General features: G+C 36.2%; 30 protein-coding genes. 20 read left to right on the forward strand and 10 right to left on the reverse strand.

Annotation, left to right across the window (positions count from 1 at the left end):
- Position 1 precedes the first annotated feature (1 nt).
- Genes KTB61_RS00205 through KTB61_RS00220 form a run of 3 tightly spaced genes read left to right on the forward strand, consistent with a single transcriptional unit; the run spans position 2 to position 2777 of the window.
- On the forward strand, positions 2 to 541 hold the full coding sequence (locus tag KTB61_RS00205) for a GNAT family N-acetyltransferase (protein WP_216696553.1): 540 nt from the start codon (positions 2 to 4) through the stop codon (positions 539 to 541).
- Entirely contained in the window at positions 532 to 1371 is an 840-nt protein-coding gene (locus KTB61_RS13180) for a GNAT family N-acetyltransferase (protein ID WP_330638196.1), read from the forward strand. The genes KTB61_RS00205 and KTB61_RS13180 overlap by 10 nt, the downstream gene beginning before the upstream one ends.
- A gap of 5 nt (positions 1372 to 1376) precedes the next feature.
- Positions 1377 to 2777, forward strand: a complete 1401-nt coding sequence (locus KTB61_RS00220) for an NAD(P)/FAD-dependent oxidoreductase (protein WP_075760530.1) — start codon at positions 1377 to 1379, stop codon at positions 2775 to 2777.
- A gap of 23 nt (positions 2778 to 2800) precedes the next feature.
- Here KTB61_RS00220 and KTB61_RS00225 read toward each other — a convergent pair whose 3' ends face one another.
- The 3 genes from KTB61_RS00225 to KTB61_RS00235 are packed head-to-tail and all read right to left on the reverse strand — an operon-like array spanning position 2801 to position 4933.
- Complete coding sequence (locus KTB61_RS00225; protein WP_216696554.1) at positions 2801 to 3574, reverse strand: HAD family hydrolase; 774 nt, start codon at positions 3572 to 3574, stop codon at positions 2801 to 2803.
- Complete coding sequence (locus tag KTB61_RS00230; protein WP_075759262.1) at positions 3571 to 4431, reverse strand: PHP domain-containing protein; 861 nt, start codon at positions 4429 to 4431, stop codon at positions 3571 to 3573. The genes KTB61_RS00225 and KTB61_RS00230 overlap by 4 nt, the downstream gene beginning before the upstream one ends.
- Positions 4432 to 4486: 55 nt before the next feature.
- The gene (locus tag KTB61_RS00235) at positions 4487 to 4933 is read right to left on the reverse strand and encodes a MarR family winged helix-turn-helix transcriptional regulator (protein WP_230973555.1); all 447 of its coding nucleotides are present in this window, start codon (positions 4931 to 4933) and stop codon (positions 4487 to 4489) included.
- Positions 4934 to 5045: 112 nt separating this feature from the next.
- Between KTB61_RS00235 and KTB61_RS00240 the strand changes: the two genes are divergently transcribed.
- A complete protein-coding gene (locus KTB61_RS00240) occupies positions 5046 to 6401 on the forward strand; it encodes a citrate/2-methylcitrate synthase (protein WP_075759260.1) in 1356 nt (451 codons plus the stop codon).
- A gap of 199 nt (positions 6402 to 6600) precedes the next feature.
- Here the strand turns inward: KTB61_RS00240 and KTB61_RS00245 are convergent, their stop codons facing one another.
- On the reverse strand, positions 6601 to 8034 hold the full coding sequence (locus KTB61_RS00245; RefSeq protein WP_075759259.1) for an alanine/glycine:cation symporter family protein: 1434 nt from the start codon (positions 8032 to 8034) through the stop codon (positions 6601 to 6603).
- Positions 8035 to 8461: 427 nt separating this feature from the next.
- Between KTB61_RS00245 and KTB61_RS00250 the strand changes: the two genes are divergently transcribed.
- The 5 genes from KTB61_RS00250 to KTB61_RS00270 all read left to right on the forward strand — a co-directional run bounded on the left by KTB61_RS00250 (position 8462) and on the right by KTB61_RS00270 (position 11096).
- On the forward strand, positions 8462 to 8767 hold the full coding sequence (locus KTB61_RS00250) for a TIGR04076 family protein (protein ID WP_075759258.1): 306 nt from the start codon (positions 8462 to 8464) through the stop codon (positions 8765 to 8767).
- A gap of 165 nt (positions 8768 to 8932) precedes the next feature.
- Positions 8933 to 9241, forward strand: a complete 309-nt coding sequence (locus KTB61_RS00255; RefSeq protein ID WP_075759257.1) for an ArsR/SmtB family transcription factor — start codon at positions 8933 to 8935, stop codon at positions 9239 to 9241.
- Positions 9242 to 9327: 86 nt separating this feature from the next.
- On the forward strand, positions 9328 to 10335 hold the full coding sequence (locus tag KTB61_RS00260) for a permease (protein WP_216696555.1): 1008 nt from the start codon (positions 9328 to 9330) through the stop codon (positions 10333 to 10335).
- 21 nt (positions 10336 to 10356) lie between these two features.
- The gene (locus KTB61_RS00265; RefSeq protein ID WP_216696556.1) at positions 10357 to 10653 is read left to right on the forward strand and encodes a thioredoxin family protein; all 297 of its coding nucleotides are present in this window, start codon (positions 10357 to 10359) and stop codon (positions 10651 to 10653) included.
- A 50-nt stretch (positions 10654 to 10703) separates the two neighbouring features.
- A complete protein-coding gene (locus KTB61_RS00270; protein WP_216696557.1) occupies positions 10704 to 11096 on the forward strand; it encodes an arsenate reductase ArsC in 393 nt (130 codons plus the stop codon).
- 371 nt (positions 11097 to 11467) lie between these two features.
- Here the strand turns inward: KTB61_RS00270 and KTB61_RS00275 are convergent, their stop codons facing one another.
- Both KTB61_RS00275 and KTB61_RS00280 read right to left on the reverse strand, forming a co-directional pair.
- A complete protein-coding gene (locus KTB61_RS00275) occupies positions 11468 to 12268 on the reverse strand; it encodes an ABC transporter permease (RefSeq protein WP_075759253.1) in 801 nt (266 codons plus the stop codon).
- Entirely contained in the window at positions 12258 to 13022 is a 765-nt protein-coding gene (locus KTB61_RS00280) for an ABC transporter ATP-binding protein (RefSeq protein ID WP_075759252.1), read from the reverse strand. The genes KTB61_RS00275 and KTB61_RS00280 overlap by 11 nt, the downstream gene beginning before the upstream one ends.
- A 174-nt stretch (positions 13023 to 13196) precedes the next feature.
- On the opposite strand from KTB61_RS00280, the gene KTB61_RS00285 reads away from it, so the two are divergent.
- Positions 13197 to 14225: a threonine aldolase family protein gene (locus KTB61_RS00285; RefSeq protein ID WP_075759251.1), complete on the forward strand. Its 1029-nt coding sequence runs from the start codon at positions 13197 to 13199 to the stop codon at positions 14223 to 14225.
- A 30-nt stretch (positions 14226 to 14255) separates the two neighbouring features.
- Positions 14256 to 14963 (forward strand): DNA/RNA nuclease SfsA, encoded by a 708-nt coding sequence (sfsA, locus tag KTB61_RS00290; RefSeq protein ID WP_075759250.1) that lies wholly within the window; start codon positions 14256 to 14258, stop codon positions 14961 to 14963.
- Here sfsA and KTB61_RS00295 read toward each other — a convergent pair.
- Positions 14937 to 15614 (reverse strand): Crp/Fnr family transcriptional regulator, encoded by a 678-nt coding sequence (locus KTB61_RS00295; protein ID WP_075759249.1) that lies wholly within the window; start codon positions 15612 to 15614, stop codon positions 14937 to 14939. The genes sfsA and KTB61_RS00295 overlap by 27 nt on opposite strands.
- 102 nt (positions 15615 to 15716) lie before the next feature.
- Here KTB61_RS00295 and KTB61_RS00300 point away from each other — a divergent pair, with 102 nt between their 5' ends.
- Both KTB61_RS00300 and rd read left to right on the forward strand, forming a co-directional pair.
- A complete protein-coding gene (locus KTB61_RS00300) occupies positions 15717 to 16085 on the forward strand; it encodes a desulfoferrodoxin family protein (protein WP_075759248.1) in 369 nt (122 codons plus the stop codon).
- A gap of 3 nt (positions 16086 to 16088) precedes the next feature.
- Positions 16089 to 16247, forward strand: coding sequence for a rubredoxin (rd, locus tag KTB61_RS00305; RefSeq protein WP_075759247.1), 159 nt, complete (start codon positions 16089 to 16091; stop codon positions 16245 to 16247).
- A 75-nt stretch (positions 16248 to 16322) separates the two neighbouring features.
- Here the strand turns inward: rd and KTB61_RS00310 are convergent, their stop codons facing one another.
- Positions 16323 to 16634, reverse strand: a complete 312-nt coding sequence (locus tag KTB61_RS00310) for a YbjQ family protein (RefSeq protein WP_075759246.1) — start codon at positions 16632 to 16634, stop codon at positions 16323 to 16325.
- Complete coding sequence (locus KTB61_RS00315) at positions 16615 to 16833, reverse strand: hypothetical protein (protein WP_075759245.1); 219 nt, start codon at positions 16831 to 16833, stop codon at positions 16615 to 16617. Before KTB61_RS00315 ends, KTB61_RS00310 begins: the two co-directional genes overlap by 20 nt.
- Positions 16834 to 17029: 196 nt before the next feature.
- Here KTB61_RS00315 and KTB61_RS00320 point away from each other — a divergent pair, with 196 nt between their 5' ends.
- The gene (locus KTB61_RS00320) at positions 17030 to 17797 is read left to right on the forward strand and encodes a DeoR/GlpR family DNA-binding transcription regulator (protein ID WP_216696558.1); all 768 of its coding nucleotides are present in this window, start codon (positions 17030 to 17032) and stop codon (positions 17795 to 17797) included.
- Here KTB61_RS00320 and KTB61_RS00325 read toward each other — a convergent pair.
- Positions 17790 to 18620, reverse strand: a complete 831-nt coding sequence (locus KTB61_RS00325) for a Cof-type HAD-IIB family hydrolase (protein WP_083638297.1) — start codon at positions 18618 to 18620, stop codon at positions 17790 to 17792. The two genes, KTB61_RS00320 and KTB61_RS00325, sit on opposite strands and share 8 nt — an antisense overlap.
- A 94-nt stretch (positions 18621 to 18714) precedes the next feature.
- On the opposite strand from KTB61_RS00325, the gene KTB61_RS00330 reads away from it, so the two are divergent.
- From KTB61_RS00330 to KTB61_RS00355, 6 genes are all read left to right on the forward strand, one after another.
- Entirely contained in the window at positions 18715 to 19725 is a 1011-nt protein-coding gene (locus KTB61_RS00330; RefSeq protein ID WP_075759242.1) for an NUDIX domain-containing protein, read from the forward strand.
- A gap of 68 nt (positions 19726 to 19793) precedes the next feature.
- Positions 19794 to 20546 (forward strand): DeoR/GlpR family DNA-binding transcription regulator, encoded by a 753-nt coding sequence (locus tag KTB61_RS00335; protein WP_075759241.1) that lies wholly within the window; start codon positions 19794 to 19796, stop codon positions 20544 to 20546.
- Entirely contained in the window at positions 20531 to 21346 is an 816-nt protein-coding gene (locus KTB61_RS00340; RefSeq protein WP_075759240.1) for a Cof-type HAD-IIB family hydrolase, read from the forward strand. Before KTB61_RS00335 ends, KTB61_RS00340 begins: the two co-directional genes overlap by 16 nt.
- Before the next feature lie 59 nt (positions 21347 to 21405).
- On the forward strand, positions 21406 to 22383 hold the full coding sequence (locus tag KTB61_RS00345) for a sugar ABC transporter substrate-binding protein (RefSeq protein ID WP_216696559.1): 978 nt from the start codon (positions 21406 to 21408) through the stop codon (positions 22381 to 22383).
- A gap of 13 nt (positions 22384 to 22396) precedes the next feature.
- On the forward strand, positions 22397 to 23719 hold the full coding sequence (locus KTB61_RS00350) for a sensor histidine kinase (protein ID WP_075759238.1): 1323 nt from the start codon (positions 22397 to 22399) through the stop codon (positions 23717 to 23719).
- Positions 23716 to 24384, forward strand: a complete 669-nt coding sequence (locus KTB61_RS00355) for a response regulator transcription factor (RefSeq protein WP_216696560.1) — start codon at positions 23716 to 23718, stop codon at positions 24382 to 24384. Before KTB61_RS00350 ends, KTB61_RS00355 begins: the two co-directional genes overlap by 4 nt.
- Positions 24385 to 24386: the final 2 nt, after the last annotated feature.

Below are 24386 nucleotides of genomic sequence, written 5' to 3' on the forward strand. Positions count from 1 at the left end.
AATGATGGACATAAATATTACAGTGGCAGAAATGGAGGATCTGGATGAAATCATGGAGATGATGACTACTGCCAGAGATACAGTGGAGAACCCAGATTGGTTTGTGGAAGATAACAGGGAATATGTAAAAAGGCATTTAGGAGAAAATGGGATAACTTTAAAAGCCTGTGGACAAAATAAGATTATGGGTTTTCTCATTGTGGATATACCAGGTGAAGACGAGGAAAATCTGGGATTTGATCTGGGCTTTTCTAAAAAGGAAAGAGAATTAACAGTACTGATGGAGTCAGCTATTGTAAGACCTGAAGCAAGAGGAATGGGACTTCAAAGAAAATTGCTTTATGAGGCAGAAAAGTGGCTTGAAGGAAGAATATACCGGTATGCTCTGGCAACAGTTCATCCGGAAAACCGCTACAGCAGAGGAAATCTGCTTGCTATGGGATATGAAGAAGCTATGGAAAAATTAAAATACGGAGGCCTGCCAAGAATTATCATGAGGAAACAGTTATTTGGGAAAGGAAGTGAAAATCAATGGAATTGAAAATACTGGAGAATGAGTTTGCCATATGCAAAATCAGTGACATAAAGGAGATTGATTTTTCAGATGAATATTGTTTTATCGGGAAGACAGATGAAGAATTATCATTGGTTTGTTCAATAGATTGTTTACCAAATGACTGTCTGGAGTGTGACAAAGGCTGGAAAGGATTTCGAATAGAAGGAAAGCTGGATTTTTCACTGGTTGGAATATTGTCACAGATAACAGGAATTCTTGCAGAAGCACAAATCGGCATTTATGCAGTATCCACCTATAATACAGATTATATCTTTACCAAAGAAGAGCATTTTCAGAGGGCTTTGGAAATGCTAAAGTTATATGGATATAGTATAAATACAACCAAACCCGTTATTATCAGAGATACTTCTGCAGGGAACAGATCAACAGCATTAATTGAAAACCTCTTAAAAATATGGGAGAAATCTGTATGGGCAACCCATGCATTTTTATCAAAGGAGGATATCAGGGAATTAAAACCTTTCGTTTTAACCAGTCTGGAAGAAATTCCAAGACTATATATTCTGACAGACTCAAACGGAGTTAGCTTAGGATTTGCTGGAATGAAAGAAAATAAACTGGAAATGCTGTTTCTTGATCCAGATTGGAGAGGCTGTGGATATGGAAGACAGATGATGGAGTATCTGTTTTCCAATGATCACCTGACATTTGTTGATGTTAATGAACAAAATCCACTGGCAGCAGGTTTTTATCGCCATATGGGATTTGAAGAATACGACCGTAATGAATATGATGGACAGGGAAAAGAACGTCCGATTATAAAAATGAAAATTCAGGAAGATAAGACGAGGTGATTCTTATGCAGAAAAAATATGATGTTATTTTAATTGGAGCAGGTCCTTCTGCTATATTTTGTGCTTATGAATTGGTGAAAAACCGTCCGGGAATTAAAATCCTGATGATTGAAAAAGGAAGAAGAATTGAACAGAGAAAATGTCCGAAACGAGATACAAAAGTGTGCGTCAGCTGTAAACCTTGTTCCATAACAACAGGATTTGCAGGAGCAGGAGCGTTTTCTGATGGGAAATTATCATTATCGCCAGATGTAGGAGGAAATCTTCCGGAAATACTGGGATACGACAAAACCGTTGAACTTTTGAAAGAGTCTGATGATATCTATTTGAAATTTGGTGCAGATACAAAAGTATATGGAATTGATGAAGAGGAAGAAATAGCTAGAATACGAAAAAAAGCCATTCGGGCAAATCTTAAGCTGATTGAATGTCCAATCCGTCATCTGGGAACAGAAGAGGGGTATAAGATTTATTCCCGACTTCAGCATCATTTGCAGGAACAGGGCGTTGAAATGGAATTTAATACAATGGTGCGGGATATCATGATTGAAGAGGGACAGGCAAAAGCTGTTATTACAGATCAGGATGAGATATATTATGCCAACGAAATCGTTGCCGCTGTTGGACGAGAAGGTTCTGAATGGTTAAGTGATATCTGCAGAAAATATAATATTGAAACTCAGGTAGGAACAGTTGACGTAGGTGTTCGTGTTGAAGTTCGGGATGAAATTATGGAGGAACTAAACAGAAGCCTTTACGAAGCAAAGCTTGTGTACTACACACCGACATTTGATGATAAAGTCAGGGTATTTTGCAGTAATCCGTCAGGTGAAGTGGCAACAGAGTATTATGAAAATGGACTTGCAGTTGTAAATGGACATGCATATAAGGCAGAATCCTATAAGACGAAAAATACCAATTTTGCTTTGCTGGTTTCTAAAAATTTTACCAAGCCGTTTAAAGAACCGATTCAGTATGGAAAACATATTGCCCAGTTGTCTAATATGCTATGTGATGGAAAAATTCTTGTGCAGCGTTTTGGAGATTTTGTAAGAGGAAGAAGAACGACAGAAGAGCGGTTGGTTCGAAATAATATAACTCCAACTTTGAAAGATGCAGTACCAGGGGATTTATCACTGGTTTTTCCGTATCGAATTATGAAAGATATTGAAGAAATGATATATGCACTGGATCAGGTTACTCCGGGAATGGCCAGTGATGAAACATTGCTTTATGGAGTAGAAGTTAAATTTTACTCCAATAAAATTTTGGTGAATGACGATTTTGAAACAAATATTCAAGGATTACGGGCTATTGGTGATGGGGCTTCAGTCACGAGAGGACTGCAACAGGCATCTGCCAATGGTTTAAGTGTAGCTAAGAGCATTTTGAAAAAGATGAATTAAAAAAGAGGCCTGTGCCTCTTTTTTTAAATAAGTTTAAAATATTTACAAGCAAGATAAATACCATCTTGATCAACAGGTGTTGTGATATATTTGCTGACAGACTTTGCCTCCTTGGAACCTTGTCCTAAACAAATGGAAAGATCTGCGTTTTCAAGCATTTCCAGATCGTTGTTGGAATCTCCAAAAGCAATATAGGACGAATAACCATAGTAATCCATCAATTCAGAAATTCCAGTGTATTTGTTTGCACCGACTTTCACAATATCTGCATAGGCAGACTGTCCGGGAAAAACATCGATTCCATCAATGGAAAAATATTCTTTGTAATCATATCCTTTTGGAGCATAGACCATCAATCCGTAAATATCCTGGTCGTTATATGTTCCCAAAGGAGGAATGGTTTGGTTCAGAAAACGCTGGGTCTCTTCCACATATTCCAATTGGTCATTCAGAAGATAAAAATTATGTTCTTCTTCAAAAAGTAAATTAAAGTTGTTTTGTTGTGTAACCTGGATACATTGTTCAATGGACTTTGAAGTCATTGCATGAAGGGAAACAGGTTCCTTTTTGTTGTTGTAAACAGCAAGTCCGTTACAGCAGATATATCCATCCCAGGAAATTGTTGAGAAAAATTTCGGATTTTCCGGGTGGAAAAGAGGACGTCCTGTAGCAATACAGATGAGATGATCACGTTTTTGTAATTCTTCCAGTGTGGTTAAAGTGCTGTCAGGTATCTGACCTGTTGCAGGGTCTACTAAAGTTCCATCTACATCAAAAAAAATAAGTTTCTTTGTCATGATTTCCTCTTTTCATAAAATGCTTTATTGGCTTTTTTTCCAGCATCGATTAATCGTTCCAGTTCTTCTTCAGGACAGAGGAAAGATCCTAAAGGATACGGTGTTTTTGTGTAGAGACCGTGGAAATCTGTTCCTCCAGTCATAAACAAATCATGTTCCTTACATAAAGCACGAATCTGATCCATTGTTTTTTTATCATTTCTTGGGTGATTGATTTCTATACCGTCAATCATATTTTCTTCTATCATCATTTCCATCAGCATTGGATTTTTGTATTGACCGGGATGTGCCAGTACTACAACACCTCCGCAGGATCGGATTAATTCAACGGCTTCTTTGGCGTCCATATATTTATTAGGAAATTTGTAAGGACTTCCAGAATGGAATAGTTCGTTGTGCAATTCACCAATGGGAGTTGCTGTGTATCCCATCAGAGATAAAACCTGCATAATATGAGTATAATATATACCGGTACTTTGTCTAGATGCTTCGTAGAGCTGGTCCATTGTGACAGGGTATTTGTCCATCAGAGCTTTGTAGGAACGTGTAACTGAATCAGAAAATGCGGATAAATCTTTGTTCAAATGTTTTTGAAGACGTTTTGTGTCTACTGGATAATAGCAAAGAAGATGGACATTAATAGATGTTTCTTTGTGATTGGCAGGTATTTCCACTGCAGGAATTGTATGTAAATCAAGTTCTTTTCCAAGCTCTATGGCAACAGGAATAGAATGTGTAGATGAATGATCCGCAATGGCAATATAATCCAGACCAATTCGTTTTGCATAGCGAAGCAGTGAATCCAGATCCATGGCTCCATCAGACAGGACAGTGTGACAATGTAAATCAGCTTTCATATGAATCCTCCAATAACTTTTTTGAATTAAGCTAAGTATAGCATAAAATTACAGCTTATTCGAGTTTTCTTAAAACTTTCAAAAGGTTTGATAGAGACTCGCGGAGTATTTCAAGGTCTTCTTCTGAGAGAGAATTTAATTTATTGGCAAGGAAATCTTTGATTAGTCCTTTTTCCTGTTTTATGACGTCATAGCCTTGGTCTGTAAGACGAATGTAAACTTTTTTACGGTTGGATTCATTGTGAAAACGGGCTACATACCCTTGTTTTACCAAAGGAGCTACTGCACGGGTTGCCTGTTCTTTGGATGATGCAATATAGGATGCAATTTCGGACATATTTACGCTTCCCTTGGCAGACAAAGTGTATAAAATAAACAGTTGTGTTTTTGTAAATTGTGTATCATGTAAGACAACAGTATTCATTAAAATACGTTGGCAGATTGGAAATATTTCAAAAAGTGCAGAAATATCTTTCATAATAGTGTATCCTCCATTTTTCATATCTTTTCTATTATAGCATGTTGTTGCTAAAGGTCAATATTTGACAAAAATCAAATATTCATGTAGAATGTTTGTTGATAAATATCAAATAAAACAGTTAGGAGGAAGCAGAATGGAAACAGAAAGAATGGAACAATATATGAAAAATCAGGCAAACATCTGCCGAGAAAACTGTGAAATTGATAAAAATTTATTTACTGAACTTGGAGTTAAGAGAGGACTTCGAGATGTAGATGGAGTGGGGGTCCTGGCAGGGCTTACCAATATTTCATGCATTCAGTCAAATAAAGTTGTCAACGGGAAGAAAGTACCTTGTCAGGGAAAATTATTTTATAGAGGATATGACATAAATGATCTTGTCAGGGGATTTCTAAAGGGCGAAAGATATGGTTTTGAGGAAGTAACATATCTGCTGTTGTTTGGAACGTTGCCCGATGAGAAGCAATTGGAAGAGTTCAGGCAGGTACTTGCAGGTAGCATGACTTTGCCGAAAAATTTTACACGAGACGTTATATTAAAAGCACCAAGTAAAGATATAATGAATTCAATGACCAAGAGTATTTTAACGCTTGCATCCTATGATGATAAAGCATCTGATATTTCTATGGAAAATGTATTGCGTCAATGTCTGATGCTGATCAGTGTATTTCCAATGCTTGCGGTCTATGGATATCAGGCCTACAATCATTATGAAAATGATGACAGCCTTTACATTCACCGGCCAGATGGAAATTGTACTATGGCTGAGAATATTTTGCGAATGCTTCGTCCGGATAAAAAATATACGGAACTGGAAGCAAAAGTATTAGATATTGCATTAGTGCTTCATATGGAGCATGGAGGAGGAAATAATTCTACCTTTACCACTCATGTGATAACCTCTGCCGGATCAGATACCTACTCTGTTATTGCAGCAGCATTGTCTTCACTAAAAGGACCAAAGCATGGAGGCGCTAATATTAAAGTTGTGGAAATGATGCAGGATCTGAGACAGAATGTAAACGATATTACAGATGAAAATCAGGTACGGGAATATTTAAAAAAGCTGTTGCATAAAGAAGTATTTGATAAAAAAGGATTGATTTATGGTATGGGACATGCTGTTTATAGTATTTCAGATCCAAGAGCACAGATTTTTAAAGGGTTTGTAGAAAAACTGGCAGTGGAAAAAGGAAGGGAAAAAGACTTTAAACTTTATTCCATGATTGAACAGCTGGCACCGGAAGTGATTGCAGAAGAAAGAAAAATCTATAAAGGGGTAAGTGCCAATGTAGATTTTTATAGTGGATTTGTTTATAGTATGCTGGATATTCCATTAGAACTGTTTACGCCAATTTTTGCTATGGCAAGAATCGTAGGATGGAGTGCCCATCGTTTAGAAGAACTAACAAATGTGGACAAGATTATCCGGCCTGCATATCAGAGTGTATTACAGAACAAAGAGTATACAGAGTTAGAAAACCGGTAGTATTATATAATTTTTATAATAAAAAAGTGGATTGTCAATTTTGACAGTCCACTTTTTAGATATGATATATCAGATGAGGGATGACTCCCGCCTCTGTAGGCGGTGAGCAACAATTATGTATCAGTGGCGGGTTTCAATCCCCCATCTGATATACGCTCCGCGCCAAGACTCGCGAGCGAGTCTTGAATTTGAGGTGTATTTATGCTTCGACATTTGCCCGATTGCGAATCTTTGCGGCAGCCTTTTCTTTTTCGATAATAGGCTGGAAACGTTCGACTTCCTGAGCAATTTCTTTACTCATAATCAGCATACAGATTAAGTTTGGAATTGCCATTAATGCATTCATGATATCAGATAAGTTCCAAACAAGCTCAAGAGTCTGTGTAGCACCTACGTAAACAATCAGAGAGAAAAATACACGGTAAATGATGTTATATTTGTGACTCTGGAATAAATATTCAAAAGCCTTTTCGCCATGGTATTCCCAGCCAAGAATGGTAGAAAATGCAAATAAAATAATACCGATACCTACCAGATATTTTCCAAGAGGTCCAAGTACACTTGAGAATGCTGCCATGGTAAGCTGTACACCTTCCAGTGCGGCACCAGTACCGTCAACAGTTCCAAGTACACCGGAAGAAGCAATTGCAAGACCTGTAATACTACATACTACAATGGTATCGAAAAAAGTACCGGTCATATTAATATATCCCTGACGAACCGGATCATCTGTTGTTGCAGCTGCTGCAGTAATAGCTGCAGAACCTAAACCGGCTTCGTTGGAGAATACTCCACGGGCAACACCATAACGAACAGAATTCATAACAGTGACAGTAATGACACCAACAACACCACCACCTACGGCCTGTGGATGGAAAGCCATAATAAAGATCTGAGCCAGACCAGCTGGAAGATTGGTTATGTTCATGATAATAACAATTAATCCGGCAATTACGTAGAAAATAGCCATTCCAGGAACAACAACAGAAGAAATTCTGGAAATACTTGTAATACCACCTAAAATAATAACTAAAGCTAATATTGTAATTATGATTCCTGTAATGTTAGTAGAAATACCAAAGATTTCTTTTACAGAACCGGAAATAGAATTTGCCTGTGTCATGTTACCAATTCCAAAAGAAGCAAGGACGGTAAATAAGGCAAATAAAAATCCAAGGATTTTTCCAAAGGTTTTATTTTTCAGTCCATTGCGCATTGTGTACATAGGACCACCGGACATTTCACCCTTTTCATTTACTGTTCTGTATTTGATAGCCAGCATACATTCACTGAATTTTGATGTTAATCCGAAACATGCGGAAATCCACATCCATACCAACGCACCAGGACCACCTGCAAACATGGCAGTTGCAACACCGATAATGTTACCGGTACCAATGGTTGCTGCCAAAGCAGTCATTAAGGCTGAAAAAGGAGAAACGTCACCGCTTCCTCTTTTTGTGGTACGTGCTTCTTTACTAAGAACGCTATGTAATGCGTATCCAAGATTTCGCCATGCAGCAAAGCGGGTTCGAATGGTTAAAAAGATTCCAGTTCCAACTAAAAGAACCAGCATAACAGGTCCCCAGACAAAACTGTCAATCTGTTGGACGATTAAATTCAAAGTATCCATATAAATTCCCTCCGTGATAATAATTTTTAAAAGAAAAAGCGTAAAAAGAAACAAGGATAAGACCCCTTTGTCTTTTTACGCTTTAAATTGGTTTTTATTCTACGCCCTTCATTTCTAATTGTCAATAAGAAAATTATAAGATATACAAAATTTTCTTTATATAATTTTATTTTTTCTTTAGAAAAGTTTATAGGAAGTAAATTGAATAAGGACAGGAATCGGGTATAATAAAAACATAGTTTTTCATATATTTTTAATCCTCTCTTTTCATAAAAGCAAAAGTCCCATCGGAAAACGGTGGGACTTTTTGACGTTTTCTTGGTTACATATAATTGTAATGAAGGAACAAATTTTTTATAATTACATGGAGATAGATATTTAATAGACAAAAAAATTAATATACAACTAATTTATGGAGATTAACTATATGAAGAAAGTAAGAATTACTGTTATGAAAATAGCCTGTTATACAGATCTAATGGAAAAATATGAAAATCCAATGGAACATGCCTGTGACATGAAAGAGGGACAGGTATTTATTGCCGATGGATGGCAGAAACCAGAGGGCTTTTGCGATAGTGCATGGGATAGTATCTCAGCATTTGTTATGACGCTTGCTCATGGTGGAGAGAATTTTTATGATGGCTGGATGAAGAATAAAAAGTCTGCAATGATATCCTGTAATGATGGGTTTCGACCAGTTAGCTTTTTGCTGGAAACTATAGATGAATAGGTACCAGTAACACAGGCATATCTGAACAGAGTATATCACATGTCTGGCACGAGAAGATAATATACAAGCATAATTTATATTTATTGCAACCTCTACCTTTATATTGACATATGTAAATATAATGATATAATGACAAATAGATAAACATGAATATGAGGTGATAATGTGATACAGAAACAAATTGCTAATATGTTTAAGGCTCTAGGAGATGAAAATAGAATACAGATTATTGAACTGTTAATGGGAAGTGAACGATGTGCCTGTAATCTGCTTGATGAGATGAAAATCAGCCAACCAACACTTTCTCATCATATGAAGATACTTTGTGATTCTGGTGTGGTTGAGTGCTGGAAGGAAGGCAGGTGGACACACTATAGGATAGCAGATGATGGCATTTCACAACTGATTGAGTACCTTGCAAAAATCAAAGGAAAGAAATCAATCCAAAACGAAAAGTCGTGCTGTAAAGAATAATATAGCCTTTATGGTGCGATTGCATTTGAAATACAAATCGATATATTTAAATATGCATATAATTAAATGTATAAGGAGAAGATGAAATGATAAAGAGTATCTGGTCTTTTTTTCAAGATGATATTCTTGGAATGGAATGGTTAAAGGGGCTGATTGAGCTTGGTCTTAATCAGTTGGGACTTAATACAAATGAGAAAATAGGTGGTTCTATTCATTTTTTTATTTATGACTGTATTAAAATTATGGTTTTGCTTGGAATGTTGATTTTTATAATCTCATATATTCAAAGCTATTTTCCACCAGAGAGAACAAAAAAGATTATAGGGAGATTTCATGGAATATGGGCAAATATAGCTGCTGCATTACTTGGAACAGTAACTCCATTTTGCTCCTGCTCATCAATTCCGCTTTTTATGGGCTTTACAAGTGCAGGACTGCCATTAGGAGTTACTTTTTCTTTTTTAATATCTTCTCCAATGGTGGATTTAGGCTCTCTTGTTCTTTTAATGAGTATTTTTGGAGCAAAGGTAGCAATTGTATATGTAATCGTTGGACTTGTCATTGCAGTTACCGGAGGCACTTTAATTGAGCGGCTGCATTTGGAAAGTCAAGTAGAAGAATTTATTCGTAATGGACATTCTATAGATGTTCCGCAGGAAATATTAATAAAGAGAGATAGAGTGAAATTTGCATGGAATCAAGTATTAGATACCGTCAAAAAGGTTACTCCTTATGTATTGATTGGTGTGCTGATTGGTGCATTTATTCATAACTGGATACCAGAGGATATTATTGTAAGATTTTTAGGAACAGGTAATCCATTGGGTGTCATTATTGCAACAGTTGCAGGTGTTCCTATGTATGCAGATATTTTTGGATGTATTCCGATTGCAGAAGCTTTACTTGCAAAAGGAGCCAGGCTGGGTGTTGTGTTGTCGTTTATGATGGGGGTTACAACACTCTCACTGCCATCTATGATTATGCTGAAAAAAGCAGTAAAACCGAAACTAATTGGAATATTTATTGCAATTTGTACAGTGGGAATTATCTTTGTAGGCTATTTCTTTAATTTAATACAAGGAATTTTAATATGAAATTAAACGGAGGATTTTAAGGTGGGTTTATTTAGATCAGAAAAGAAAAAAGAGGAAGAAACAAAAGCGACACTAACCAGCTTAAAGGTACTTGGTTCTGGATGTAAATCATGCCACGCTTTGCTTGAAAATACAAAAGCTGCTGTATCAGCTATGCAGCTTAATATGGAAGTGGAGTATATCACAGATATGGAAACAATTATGTCTTATGGTGTTATGTCTATGCCTGCACTGATTGTAAACGATAAAGTAGCTTCCATGGGGAAAGTGTTAAAGGCTAATGATGTGGAAAAACTGCTTCATAAGTTAGGATATTAGGTCATGCTGTGATTGGAAAGGTGGCAACTAATACGAGAGGATGGTTAAAAATGGATAATAAACAAAAGGTGGCTTTTATCTGTACACATAATTCCTGCAGAAGTCAGATAGCAGAGGCTTTAGGTAATTACTATCTGGGAGATTATTTTGAGTTCTATTCTGCAGGAACAGAGATAAAATCGGAAATTAATCAAGATGCCGTACGAATTATGAAAGAAACATATGGGATTGATATGGAACAGAACGGACAATACAATAAACTTATTTCAGACATACCCGAACCTGATATCGCAATTTCCATGGGATGCGGAGTAAGATGTCCTTTTATTGGAAGACCATTTGATGATGATTGGGGATTACCTGATCCGACAGGACAAGATGATAAAACATTTTTTCAGGTAATACAGCAGATAGAGAAAAATATAAAAAAATTAGTTGAATGACAAAGCAACATGAATTGTTTAATGTTTGAAAATATCTGGAATGATTTTATATTTTGTTTAGAAAAGTTTACAGGGAGTAAATTGAATCGGGAGAAGAATCAGGTATAATAAAGACATAGTTTTTCATATATATCAGATGAGGGATGACTCCCGCCTCTGTAGGCGGTGAGCAACAATTATGTATCAGTGGCGGGTTTCAATCCCCCATCTGATATACGCTCCGCGAGGATGCGCAGGAATTCGGATTGGAAGTATGTCTGCTATGCAGACCCGAATTCCGCGCCAAGACTCGCGAGCGAGTCTTTAATTTTAATCCTCTCTTTTCATAAAAGTAAAAGTCCCATCGGAAAACGGTGGGGCTTTTTGATGTTCTACATATTTTTTACGGCATATTTTTCTAAAATGTGTAAAAGTTTATAAAGGAGCATGGCAATCAGACATAGAATGATAATTGACATCATAACCCAATCCATTTTAAATACCTGACTTCCATAAATAATTAGATAGCCCAGTCCGGCTCGGGCGGCTAAAAATTCTCCAATAATGACACCAACTAAAGATAATCCAATACTGACTTTCATAAGACTTATAAACAAAGGTATACAGCTCGGGATAACAGCCAATCGAAGACAGTCTGTTTTAGTTCCGCCTAAAGTTCGGATAAGCATAAGCCGTTGGGGATCAACTTTCATAAAGCCATTGTACAAATTCAGGATACTTCCAAATACTGCAATGGAAATAGAGGTAATAATAATGGTTTTCATATTATTTCCCAGCCATACGATTAATATGGGAGCAAGGGCAGATTTCGGAAGACTGTTTAAAACTACCAGATAAGGTTCCAGAATATCTGCAAGGATTTGAAACCACCATAGAAGAATGGCAAAGGCAAGGGTCAGAAACATAATGAGAAAAAAACTAATCATGGTTTCCAGTAAAGTTATACCAACATGGAAAAAGATACTGTGATCTTTTGTCATGGAATAAAAGCATTGAATAATCCGGCTGGGGCTGCTGAAAATAAAACCGTTTAGATAACCTTCATCCACAGAAAATTCCCACAGAAAAAGAAACAGTAGCAAAAGTGATATCTGGGTAACAAGAACCCAGTATTTTTCCTTTTGTATTTTTTGAATATACAATTGTTGTTCCCTTGATATTTCAGGTTTCATTGATTTCACTCCATAACAAATTAAAATAATCTTTAAACTCTACAGAATTTCTGGCATTCTGCGGGGTTTTTTCTTTACAGGAAAGTTTAATCGGAACAATTGCCTTAATTGTTCCAGGTCTTTTGGAGAGAACGATAACACGATCTGACATACTGATTGCTTCTGACAGGTCATGAGTTACTAACAGGGCGGTTTTTTTCTCCTTTTTTAGTATACAGGCGATATCATTGGAAACATTTAAACGTGTCTGATAGTCAAGAGCAGAAAATGGTTCATCAAGTAAAAGAAGATTGGGAGATAGTGCCAGCGTTCTTATAAGTGCAGCACGCTGACGCATTCCTCCGGATAACTGACTTGGATAGGAATTACGAAAATCATTGAGCCCATAGGCCGATAGCAGTCCGTCTACCTTCTCCAGAATATCTGGATTATGAATTTTCTGTATTTTTAATCCAAGAATGACATTTTCATAAATTGTTTTCCATGGAAGAAGCTGATCTTGCTGAAGCATATATCCAACCTTCTCTTTAGAGATAGTCAAGGGATAGCCATTAATAAAAATTTCTCCTGTTTTTAAAGGAAGGAGTCTGGCAATCAAATGCAAAAGTGTTGATTTGCCACATCCGCTTGGACCAACAACAGATACAAATTCTCCGGATTCTATTTGAAAGGAAACGTCAAGAAGAGCAAGTGTTTCCTGCTGCAAAGAGTGATATGCGTAAGAAACGTGATTTACTGATAGAGCAGTGGCCATGGCATTCTCCAAAAAGTTATCATAAGATAGTTTATGTCAATAAATAGAAAATGTGAAAGAGGTATATCAGATGTGAGCTAATTTCTGAGTGAGTCACGAACTTTCAATTGTTTCAATTGTGAGACTTTTGTATAATTGAAGGAAAAGGTAATAGAATAAAAGGAGGAATTTAATATGTTATCCTTTGAAAGTGATTATACAGAAGGAGCTCATGAGAAAATATTAGAACGTTTTGTGGAAACAAATATGGAACAGGTATCCGGATATGGAAGTGATCCATATTGTGAAAGTGCAAAAAAAAAGATTCAAGAATTATGTGAATGTCCTGAAGCGGATATTTTTTTTATGGTAGGCGGGACCCAGACTAATGAAATAGTAATTGATAGTCTTTTAAAGCCCTATGAAGGTGTGATTTCGGCAAAGACAGGACATATAAACGTTCATGAGGCTGGAGCTATTGAATATACAGGACATAAAGTGTTAGAAATACCGGAATATAATGGGAAGATAAAAGCAGAAGATTTAAAATCTTATTTGAGTATGTTCTGGAATGATGAGAATCATGAACATATGGTATTTCCAGGGATGGTATACATTTCTCATCCAACAGAATATGGTACATTGTATACCGCAGATGAATTGAAAGCTATTTCAGGAATTTGTCGTGAATATAAGATTCCGCTTTATTTAGATGGAGCTCGGCTTGGATATGGACTAATGAGCAGTGAAACCGATGTAACATTGCCAATGATTGCACAATTATGTGATGTTTTCTATATTGGAGGAACAAAAGTAGGTGCTTTATGTGGAGAAGCAGTGGTCTTTACAAAAAATAATACACCACAGTATTTTATGACTATTGTAAAACAGCATGGAGCTCTGCTGGCAAAAGGAAGACTTCTTGGGGTTCAGTTTGATACATTGTTTACAGATGATCTTTATTTTAAAATCAGCAGACATGCTATTGACATGGCAGAGTTATTAAAAAAAGGGTTTGCAGACAGAGGTTATACATTTTATCTGAATTCACCAACCAATCAGCAATTTATTATTCTGGATAATAAAGAAATGAAAAAGCTTCAGGAAAAGATAAAATTCAGTTTTTGGGAAAAGCAGGATGATAATCATACAGTTGTACGTTTTGCAACAAGCTGGGCAACAAAGAAAGAAAATATTGAGGAATTGTTTGATATAATAGATTAGCAAAAGTAGTTGATAAAAGGAGTTTTCACTATGAAATATGAAAGAATGACAGAAGGGAAATTTATCAGCCGTCCAAATCGATTTATTGCAATAGTGGAAATTGACGGGAAAGAAGAAAAGGCCCATGTAAAGAATACTGGAAGATGCAGGGAGCTGCTGGTTCCGGGGACAAAAATATTTCTGCAGGAGCATGATAATCCCAATCGGAAAACCCGTTTTTCGTTAATTGGAGTCATGAAAGGGAACAGAATGGTTAATATGGATTCTCAGGCACCCAATCAGGTGGTTGGAGAATGGCTTATGGATGGAGGAATCTATAAAAGTCCTGATCTTGTAAAGGCAGAACAGAAATATGGGAATTCCCGTTTTGATTTTTATTTGGAAGGTGATGGGAAGAAAGCTTATCTGGAAGTGAAAGGGGTAACACTTGAGGAAGAGGGAGTGGCTCGATTTCCGGATGCACCCACAGAGAGAGGCATTAAGCATATAGAAGAGCTGATGAAAGCCAAAGAAGAAGGGTATGATGCCTATATTGTATTTGTGATCCAGATGAAAGGTGTACATGTTTTTGAACCAAATGATCGTACTCATAAAGCCTTTGGTGATACATTGCGGAGGGCAGAAAAAGCAGGTGTTCATATTCTTGCCATGGATTGTCAGGTGGAAGAAGATCAGCTGGTCATTGACCAGCCGGTCCCGATCTGTTTAGAATCACAGACCGTCAATCATGGCATGTAAGTTTTCAAAATCTAAAATTTCAATCTGATTTCGACCATGAATCTGAATGATATTTTGTTCCTGCATGGAAGATAAAGTTCGGGAAAGAGATGGTCTTGTGACATTTAAATATGCCGACAGTTCATTGCGGTTCATGGATAAATCAACAAAGGGATTTCCGTTGCTGACTTCCATAAGATAGCGGGCAATCCGCTGTTCCAGATCCCCGCAGGTCAGCAGTTCAAGACGCTGTTGTTTCTGCTGGTTTTCCAAAGCAAAAATATGGAGCATGTTATAAATAATTTTACTGTGGTGTTCACAGCTTTTTTCACAGGTCTGGAAAAAGAAATTTTTATTTGCGGTTAATATCTGGCAGGGTTCGGTTGTTCGAACGGAATATTCAAAGGTATTTTTGTCAAGAAAAAGGTCTTCCTGAGCAAATAATTCCCCCGGCATGCGGTATTCAATATTCATTGGTTTTCCCATATAATTAAATTGTTCCAGGATGACTTTCCCTTTTAAAATTAAATAGATGACTTTTGGCTGATCTTCTGGAGATATAATTTCTTCATTTTTTTCAAAAGCCAGCAGCTTTGCACTGGAACAATGAAGAACTCGCTGAATCTCATCTGTATTTAGATTTTGGAATAACAGAGTATCTTTTATTTCCATTTTTTTCACCTTTTCTTAGATTGGTAACATATGTTACAGAAATAATTTATATTCAAGGTTATTATAGAACCATAATCAATGAGAGTAAAGGAGGAAATGCCAATGAGCAGATTCTATAAAAAAGATAAACATATTTTATTTGACATTTTTGGTTCTAGCCCATCGTTAGAAGGAATTGAGCAGTTAAAAGCAAATTCTACGGATGCAGCAGGAGAAAAACATGTACCGCAGATTACCGTAAATGGACAGGAAGTTATTGTAGAAGTTGGTTCTGTTGCACATCCAATGTTGGAAGAACATTATATTCAGGGAGTATATATTGAAACGAAAAACGGTGGACAGCTTCACAAATTTCAGCCAGATGATGAACCAAAGGCAGTGTTCACACTGGTTGAAGGTGATGAGTTGATTGCAGCTTATGAATATTGCAACTTACATGGATTATGGAAAGCAGAATATCAGGAGGGATAAATTATGAAAAAATTTGAATGTGAACCATGCGGATATATTTACGATGAGGCAGCTGGAGATCCAGATAATGGAATTGCTCCTGGAACAAAATTTGAAGATCTTCCAGAAGATTGGGTATGCCCGGTCTGCGGATTAGGAAAAGAAGTGTTTGTCGAAGTATAAATTGTGAAAATGTACATAAAAATTCCCGGTAAAATCAATGTTTTACCGGGAATTTTTTGTCGTATTTTCCTGTTTTTATTTGAATTTTACGGCAGTACCATAAACAATAACTTCTGCAGCACCTTGCATAACAGCAGATGAGGAATATCTAATATTAACAATGGCATCTGCTCCCAGTTCTTCTGCTTCTTGTACCATTCTTTTGGTTGCCAGGGCACGGGCTTCATCCATCATCTGATTGTAGGCTTTTAATTCTCCGCCAACAAGTGTTTTAAAGCCTTGTGTAATATCTTTTCCGATATTTTTTGACTGGATGGTACTTCCTTTTACCAGTTGAAGAGTTTCCAATTCTTTTCCACTAATATAATCAGTATTGACTAAGATCATCTTCCTCACCACTCCTTACTTCATGGATACGTTCTATCAGAACATAGATTGTAACACCAATAGATCCAAGAGGGATTACTGCAAGAATTATTTTTAACCATATCCATGGAATCAGTGCAATATAAATACCCAGATAGATAAGTTCCACAAAGATTAAAATGATGGTAATTATAATGGGTGCAATAATCTTTTTTATCATAAGCTCCTCCTTGTTTTTATTATACTATAGGCACCAGATTTATAAAAGCTTCAGTTTCGATTTCAGAAGTTTTCTTGCTATAAAGAAAAAGATCATATAATAAATCGTGAAAAATATCGAAAGGAATGAAGTTGACAAAACAATAATAACGAAATAAAATAATAAAAAACAATAAAACAGAAGGGGAAATATAAATATGTTTGTAGAAGAGAGACATCAGGAAATTTTACAATTATTGAAAGAAAACGAAAAAGTAAAAGTAAAAGAATTAAGTGAACGATTTCAGGTAACAGATGATTGTATTCGAAAAGATTTGGCAAGCCTTGAAGCAAAAAATCTTCTAAAAAGAACATATGGAGGAGCAGTTTTAAAGGATGCACTGCATCCAGGTCATAGTAACAGTGTCTCAACCAGAAAAAATCAGAATATCAAAGAAAAGATTAAGATTGCCAAAAAAGCAGTGAAACTGATTCATAATGGAGATATGATTTTCCTTGATACTTCAACAACTAATATTGAATTGGCAAAAGAAATAATAGATTCTGGGCTGGATGTAACAGTTGTAAGCTGCATGATGGATATTGCTGCAGTTTTTTCTAACAGCAAGAATGTAAAATTTATTCTCATTGGAGGAGAGTTTAACCGTTCTCAGAATGGATTTCTTGGACCTCTTACATTGCAGATGATGAATAATTTCCGGTTTGATATCTGCTTTATGGGTGTTGTAGGGGCTAACGTGGAAGAAAACATTATCACTACGTATGTGCCAGATGACGGATTAATGAAAAGCAGTGTAGTTGAAAGAAGCAGTAAGGTATATCTTGGTATGGAAAGCAAGAAATTTGAGTTTCAGGCAAACTATGTTTATACCACTTTTTCGCAAATTGACGGTATAATCTGCGAGAAAATTCCATCCAGAGAAATACAGGATCAGTTAGGTAAATATAATGTAGAAATCATATAATATGCAATATATGTCTCATTCCCCAGGCAACACCGTCTTCATCATGGTGTTTTGTAATGGCATCGGCTGCTGTTTTGCATGAAGGAGAAGCATTTTCCATAGCAATTCCAGTACCGGCAGCCAGTAAAAGATCAATATCGTTATCTCCGTCACCAAATGCGGCAGTCTGTTCCGGTTTAAGATGGAGATGATTTTGGATATATTTCAACCCAGAATGTTTTCCAGAATCTTTATGGGAAATTTCCAGAAGGCGGGGGACAGAAGAAGTTATATAGATATCATTGGAAATCCGGGCAAGTTCTGTCTGGATTTTTTGTTTTATCCGTATATCTCCTGTGACAACATCGATGCTGTCAAGGCAGTTTGCATGCTGTCTGATAAAATCAGGCATATGGTTAATGGGATTTCTTGTCTGCTGAACATAAGAAATTACATTTGGTGGTGTTCCGTAAAAGACAGGATTTTCTATATAATGTTTTTCTCCATAGGCAGTCCCGTCAATAAAAGCTTCAAATACAACAGGATAAGATTTACATACAGTCAGAATATCATTGACAGATGCAGGAGTCAGATGATAACGGTGCATGCACGTGCCTGTTGGAATATGATAGATGGCAGCACCATTAGAAGTAATAGCATATTCGATTCCCGGAAGACTGGTCACATCTTTGGGAAGTGTGGAAAAGGCCCGTCCGCTTGCAATGACAATGTGGACATCTTTTTTCATGGCACTGATCAAAGCTTCCCTGTTTCCCTTGGAAAGTTTTCCCTGTCTATTTAAAGTTGTTTTATCCAGATCCAGTGCAATACATTTAATATCCATAGCAAATCCTCCTTTATCATTGTTCATACTATTGTATCTTTTGTTCTTTGCATTTACAATACATTTAGCTGATGAAATATGGAGGAAATAGAAAATGGGTCTTACCACACTATGTTATATAGAAAAAAATGACAGTTATCTGATGCTGCATAGGATTGTAAAGAAGAATGATATTAATAAAGACAAATGGATTGGAGTTGGAGGACACTTTGAACACGGAGAAAGTCCGGAAGACTGTCTGTTTCGTGAAGTAAAGGAGGAAACAGGTCTGACACTGACATCTTTCAGGTTCTGCGGCATTGTTACTTTTCTTTCAGATATGGGAACTTCAAAAGAAGCATGGGAATATATGTGTTTATATCATGCGGATGGTTTCGAAGGAGAATTGAAAGAATGCGATGAAGGAACTCTGGAGTGGGTGAAGAAAGAAGATATCTTAAAACTGGAATTGTGGGAAGGTGACCGTCTGTTTTTACGTTATATGGAAGAAAAACGGCCATTTTTCTCTTTAAAATTAGAGTATATTCAAGGAAATCTGATTTCAGCCTGTCTGGATGGAAGTGATTTGGAGTTTTTTGATGTGATGGACGAAGAAGGAAATCGCACTGGGCGCATCAAGGAGAGATCATTGGTTCATGAAGATGGAGATCCTCATGGAACGGTACATATCTGGGTGATTCGAGAAAAAGAACAAGGGTTTGATGTACTGCTGCAAAAAAGAAGTGCCCATAAAGATTCTTTTCCGGGGTGTTATGACATTTCTTCTGCCGGACATATGGTAGCAGGAGATGATTATCTGGAAACTGCCGTGAGGGAGCTGGAAGAAGAACTTGGAATTCATGCAACGGAGAATCAATTGCAGCAGATAGGAGTTCATCATGGAATTATAAAAGATGTTTTTTATGGACGAGAGTTTTTCAATCATGAAATCAGTGCGGTCTATATTTACAAAGAGCCTGTAGAAATAGAAAACTTAAAACTTCAGAAAGAGGAAGTAGAATCTGTTAGATGGGTGGATTATGAAGAATGTAAAAAGAAGATGAAAAGTGGGGAATTAAAGCATTGTATCTTTGAAGATGAATTTGAAATGCTGGAGAAAAAATAAGCATAAATACTTATAAATACTTGAAATTATAGGTAAAAATACTTATAATTACTTAAAAAGGAGGTATTATGTATCAGGAAGAACGATTACGAAAAATTACAGACTGGCTACAAAAGGAACAGACATTATCCAATCAGGAGTTGATGGAACGTTTAGAAATTTCCAGGGATACTGCCAGAAGAGATATTATTAAACTGACGGAAGCAGGAAAAGCAATTCGTACCCATGGAGGAATTGCAAGAACGGATTTTCAGGTTCGAGTGGAAAATTATCAGTCCAGAATGATGCAGAATGCAGAAGGAAAAAAGAAAATTGGAGTGAAGGCAGCAGAATTATTAAGAGAACAGGGAATTTATTTTTTTGATGTATCAACTCATATGCCATATGTGTGTGAATCGCTGAACAGCCATATGAAAATATATACGCATTCTCTGGACAATCTGATTTTACTGGCATCAGAGCCAAAGATTCAGGTACACAGTCTGGGTGGTGTTTTACAGAAAGAAAATCGGTTTTTTTATGGATTTGAGGTTTGGGAGAAGATATTAAATTTGAATTTTGATGCAGCTTTACTTGGAGTTGCATCAATAGCAGAAGATGGTCTTTATTATGAAGAGGAAGAAGATGCTCAAGTAAAAGCGCTGGCAGCACAAAGGGCAAAACAAGTTATTGTGATGGCAGACTATCCTAAATTTCAAAGAGTAAGCAAATATCGAGCCGTAGGTCTGAATCAGATTGATTTATTGATTTTAGACCGTGAGCCAGAGGCAGGATGGAAACAAAGGTTAATAGAGGAGGATGTACAATGGATTGTCGTATAGAAAAAGGAATATATAAAGCAGTTTTTAGTGATATTGATGGAACTTTATTAAATACTTCACATAAAATTCCAGAGCAGACAAAGGAAAAAATCATGGAAATGAGTGGTCAGGGAGTGCCTTTTGTATTGGTTTCTGCCCGTATGCCAAAAGGAATGAAGGCGATCAGAGATGAATTAGGTGCAAAAAATCCAATGATCTGTTATAGCGGAGCACTGGTAGTGGATGGAAATCTGCAGCCTGTCTATAGTGTGGCATTAAAGAAAGATGAATCAAAAAAGCTATGTAAAAGTATAAGGGAAATTGTGCCGGAAGTTTCAGTCAATATTTATTCAAATGATTGCTGGATGGCAGAGGATCTGGAAGAATATTGGGTTGCCCAGGAAATGGATATTACAGGAGTTATGGCAAAAGAAGTTTCTTTTGAGGATGAAACGGTCTTTGAGGAAGTGCATAAAATTTTGTGTATGGGAAAGGCAGAGGATATTACGTTACTGGAAAAAGAACTGCAGAAATTGTTTCCGCAAATTAGAATTTATAAATCCAAAGATACATATCTGGAGATTATGTCCATGAAAGCATCCAAATCAGATGCTGTCCATATGCTGGAAGGAGTATTTGGCGTTAATCAGGAGGAAATCATTTCTTTTGGAGATGGACATAATGATATAGATATGCTTAGATATGCAGGTCTTGGTGTGGCTATGGGAAATGCGTCAGATGAGGTAAAGGAAGCATCTGATTATGTGACTGATATCAATGATCGGGAAGGGTTGCGGCAAGTTCTTGATATGGCATTTTAATTGATATTAATTTCATGTTATAATATAAAGTATAATATGAAAATGGAGAGAAATATTGGATGGATAATAATGAAAAACAAAAATGGAAAAAAAGATTTGGAGTTGGAATTGTTATTTTCTTTTTTTGCTTATTTCTATTGATATATATGAAAACATATATATCATATTCGCAGCAATACGGAAAGCATAGAAGAGTGTTTGGTGCAACCTATATGACTATGAATAATCAGTTCTATAAGATTGTAAATAATGAAATTCAGATGCAGATAGAAAAAAAGGGTGATCAACTAATCACACTGGATCCTGCCCTGGATCAGAAAAAGCAAAATGAACAGATAAAATATCTCGTTAAGAAAAAAGTCGATGTGATTTTTCTTAATCCCGTGGATTGGAAAAAGGTAAAATCAGGACTTCAGGCAGCAAAAAAAGCGGGAATTCCTGTAATTGTTATCGATACACCGGTATATAATGAAGAACTGGTAGATATGACCGTTGTATCAGATAATTTCAAAGCAGGAGTTCAATGTGCCAAAGATATGATGAAAAAGAAAAATCATGCCAATATTGTATTACTGACTCATACGAAAACCAAATCCGGTGTGGATCGTATTCAGGGATTTTTAGATGCCATTGACGGACACAGCCAGTATCAGGTTATCGCATCAGCAGATACAGAAGGACAGATTGAAAGGTCACTGCCGAAAGTAGAAAAGATTATCAAGGAGCATGAGGATATTGATGTAATTATGGCATTAAATGATCCGGCTGCTATGGGAGCACTTGCTGCATTGGATAGTGAAGATTATCAGAGAAATGTTCTGGTATATGGAGTAGATGGTTCTCCGGAAGCAAAAAAATTGATTAAAGAAAGAATGATGACAGGAACATCTGCACAGTTTCCAAAACAGATGGGGGATACGGCCATTGAATCTGCATATCAGCTGCTGGATGGAAAAAAGATTTCAAAAAATAGAATTATACCGGTGAAAATGATAACAGAGAAAAATATTGATCAGTTTGACATTAATCGGTGGTAACAGGAGAGTAAATATGGATGTAAAAAACCGAAATTTATATTATTTGAAAATTTTTATGAGTTTCATAAATTTTATGATCCTTGCATTCTTTTCTATTGTTACAATCGTTACAATTCAGAATATAAATGAAAGCTTCTCAGCAAGAAATTTTCTGGAAAATGTAACTTATCTTCCAATGGAACCGTTGGAAGCATCGATTACTGTTTTTATTGCATTCTTTTTGCTTTTGCTTATAATCGAAATACGTAGAAAAGAGACAAAGTACACTTTTATATCAGTTAGTATTTATGGAATGGAGATTTTCCTGTGTCTGCTGATCATTAAATGTTTATATGTCAGCTACAACGGGATTATTCTGCTTGTTGTTGCAGATATTGTAACATCCATTCGTGACAAGCATAACAGGGTTTTATTCCTTGTGATTATGGGAATTATTTATATTTTTTCAGATTATAATCTTGTATCTATGCAAGTTAAGATGGTATCTTTTCAGGAAATTCTTGGAGTATACAGTACAAAAATCAATATGCTGTTAATTGGCATACGAAACATGCTTATATCTATGAATATTCTGGCGTTTATTGTTTATATGATTATTTTAATGAGAAATCAGATGAAAGAAAATGCAAGAATCGCATTATTAAATATTCAGCTTCAGACAGCAAATGAAAGATTAAAAGAGATGAATCAGCAGCTTCAGGAATATGCGGGAATACGTGAAAAAATGGGAGAAACCAAAGAACGAAATCGAATTGCAAGGGAAATTCATGATACTTTAGGACATACCATGACCGGACTTTCGGCGGGAATAGATGCATGTATTGCCATGATTGATTATTCAGTAGAAGGAACAAAAAAACAGTTAAATGTTATTGCTAAGGTTGCCAGACAGGGTATTAAAGATATTCGACGATCTGTTAATAAGCTCCGGCCGGATGCACTTGAACATTTTAATCTGGAAGAGGCATTGGAAAAAATGATGGAGGATACAATGAATGTATCAGAGGTATTTATAGATTATAAATGTGAGATTCCGGTTATGAAGTTTAATGCAGATGAAGAAGATATGATCTATCGGGTCGTTCAGGAAGGTATTACAAATGCCATACGTCATGGAAAAGCTACAAAAATCTGCGTAAATATAAAGAAAGAAAATAAATGGCTCATTTTATCCATTCAGGATAATGGAATCGGATGTGAAGAGATAAAAAGCGGATTCGGGTTAATGCATATTAAAGAACGAATTCAGATGCTGAATGGAGAAGTCAGCTATGATGGAAGCAATGGATTTCATATTATTGCTAAAATACCAATACGATGGGGAGAACAGTTATGATTAAAGTTTTAATTGCAGATGATCAGGAATTAATTAGACAAAGTCTTCAGATTGTCCTGGAAACAAAAGAAGGAATAGAAGTAGTCGCAACAGCAAAGGATGGGAAGGAAGTTATTTCACTGGTAAAAAAAGAGAAACCGGATGTGATTTTAATGGATGTACGTATGCCGGAAATGGATGGAGTTCAGTGCACCAGGGTTATTAAAAATTTTTATCCTAATATTAAAATTATCATTTTAACAACCTTTGATGATGATGAGTATGTGTTTAGTGCATTAAAACATGGTGCCAGCGGATATTTATTAAAAGGAATTTCTATGGATGAGCTGGAAAAATCAATTCATACAGTTTATAGTGGTGGTGCTATGATTAATCCTGGAATAGCAACGAAGGTTGTAGAGCTGTTTTCTGAAATGGCACAGTCAAATTATGATATTGTCGTTGAAGCTCAGAATGTTGAGGAGATAACGGATTCGGAATGGGAAATCATTAAACATGTAGGACGTGGAATGTCCAATAAAGAAATTTCCAGGGCATTGAATTTGTCAGAGGGAACCATTCGAAATTATTTAAGCACAATTTTAAATAAACTGAATTTAAGGGACAGAACTCAGCTTGCAATTTGGGAAGTTCAATCAGGTTCTGGCAAATATGGAAGAAGGTAATC

The organism is Anaerostipes faecalis, assembly GCF_018982945.1.
Lineage (GTDB): Bacteria > Bacillota > Clostridia > Lachnospirales > Lachnospiraceae > Anaerostipes > Anaerostipes faecalis.

What these genes read in the sequence shown, in the direction of transcription:
- KTB61_RS00295 (WP_075759249.1), bottom strand. Translation starts at nt 15,614, where the DNA reads ATGGAAATAAAAGATACTCTGTTATTCCAAAATCTAAATACAGATGAG.
- KTB61_RS00285 (WP_075759251.1), top strand. Translation starts at nt 13,197, where the DNA reads ATGTTATCCTTTGAAAGTGATTATACAGAAGGAGCTCATGAGAAAATA.
- KTB61_RS00270 (WP_216696557.1), top strand. Translation starts at nt 10,704, where the DNA reads ATGGATAATAAACAAAAGGTGGCTTTTATCTGTACACATAATTCCTGC.
- KTB61_RS00275 (WP_075759253.1), bottom strand. Translation starts at nt 12,268, where the DNA reads ATGAAACCTGAAATATCAAGGGAACAACAATTGTATATTCAAAAAATA.
- KTB61_RS00335 (WP_075759241.1), top strand. Translation starts at nt 19,794, where the DNA reads ATGTATCAGGAAGAACGATTACGAAAAATTACAGACTGGCTACAAAAG.
- KTB61_RS00310 (WP_075759246.1), bottom strand. Translation starts at nt 16,634, where the DNA reads ATGATCTTAGTCAATACTGATTATATTAGTGGAAAAGAATTGGAAACT.
- KTB61_RS00325 (WP_083638297.1), bottom strand. Translation starts at nt 18,620, where the DNA reads ATGGATATTAAATGTATTGCACTGGATCTGGATAAAACAACTTTAAAT.
- KTB61_RS00315 (WP_075759245.1), bottom strand. Translation starts at nt 16,833, where the DNA reads ATGATAAAAAAGATTATTGCACCCATTATAATTACCATCATTTTAATC.
- KTB61_RS00260 (WP_216696555.1), top strand. Translation starts at nt 9,328, where the DNA reads ATGATAAAGAGTATCTGGTCTTTTTTTCAAGATGATATTCTTGGAATG.
- KTB61_RS00240 (WP_075759260.1), top strand. Translation starts at nt 5,046, where the DNA reads ATGGAAACAGAAAGAATGGAACAATATATGAAAAATCAGGCAAACATC.
- KTB61_RS00250 (WP_075759258.1), top strand. Translation starts at nt 8,462, where the DNA reads ATGAAGAAAGTAAGAATTACTGTTATGAAAATAGCCTGTTATACAGAT.
- KTB61_RS00245 (WP_075759259.1), bottom strand. Translation starts at nt 8,034, where the DNA reads ATGGATACTTTGAATTTAATCGTCCAACAGATTGACAGTTTTGTCTGG.
- KTB61_RS00355 (WP_216696560.1), top strand. Translation starts at nt 23,716, where the DNA reads ATGATTAAAGTTTTAATTGCAGATGATCAGGAATTAATTAGACAAAGT.
- KTB61_RS13180 (WP_330638196.1), top strand. Translation starts at nt 532, where the DNA reads ATGGAATTGAAAATACTGGAGAATGAGTTTGCCATATGCAAAATCAGT.
- sfsA (WP_075759250.1), top strand. Translation starts at nt 14,256, where the DNA reads ATGAAATATGAAAGAATGACAGAAGGGAAATTTATCAGCCGTCCAAAT.
- KTB61_RS00320 (WP_216696558.1), top strand. Translation starts at nt 17,030, where the DNA reads ATGTTTGTAGAAGAGAGACATCAGGAAATTTTACAATTATTGAAAGAA.
- KTB61_RS00225 (WP_216696554.1), bottom strand. Translation starts at nt 3,574, where the DNA reads ATGACAAAGAAACTTATTTTTTTTGATGTAGATGGAACTTTAGTAGAC.
- KTB61_RS00235 (WP_230973555.1), bottom strand. Translation starts at nt 4,933, where the DNA reads ATGAAAAATGGAGGATACACTATTATGAAAGATATTTCTGCACTTTTT.
- KTB61_RS00230 (WP_075759262.1), bottom strand. Translation starts at nt 4,431, where the DNA reads ATGAAAGCTGATTTACATTGTCACACTGTCCTGTCTGATGGAGCCATG.
- KTB61_RS00205 (WP_216696553.1), top strand. Translation starts at nt 2, where the DNA reads ATGATGGACATAAATATTACAGTGGCAGAAATGGAGGATCTGGATGAA.
- KTB61_RS00330 (WP_075759242.1), top strand. Translation starts at nt 18,715, where the DNA reads ATGGGTCTTACCACACTATGTTATATAGAAAAAAATGACAGTTATCTG.
- KTB61_RS00345 (WP_216696559.1), top strand. Translation starts at nt 21,406, where the DNA reads ATGGATAATAATGAAAAACAAAAATGGAAAAAAAGATTTGGAGTTGGA.
- KTB61_RS00350 (WP_075759238.1), top strand. Translation starts at nt 22,397, where the DNA reads ATGGATGTAAAAAACCGAAATTTATATTATTTGAAAATTTTTATGAGT.
- KTB61_RS00300 (WP_075759248.1), top strand. Translation starts at nt 15,717, where the DNA reads ATGAGCAGATTCTATAAAAAAGATAAACATATTTTATTTGACATTTTT.
- KTB61_RS00280 (WP_075759252.1), bottom strand. Translation starts at nt 13,022, where the DNA reads ATGGCCACTGCTCTATCAGTAAATCACGTTTCTTACGCATATCACTCT.
- KTB61_RS00220 (WP_075760530.1), top strand. Translation starts at nt 1,377, where the DNA reads ATGCAGAAAAAATATGATGTTATTTTAATTGGAGCAGGTCCTTCTGCT.
- rd (WP_075759247.1), top strand. Translation starts at nt 16,089, where the DNA reads ATGAAAAAATTTGAATGTGAACCATGCGGATATATTTACGATGAGGCA.
- KTB61_RS00340 (WP_075759240.1), top strand. Translation starts at nt 20,531, where the DNA reads ATGGATTGTCGTATAGAAAAAGGAATATATAAAGCAGTTTTTAGTGAT.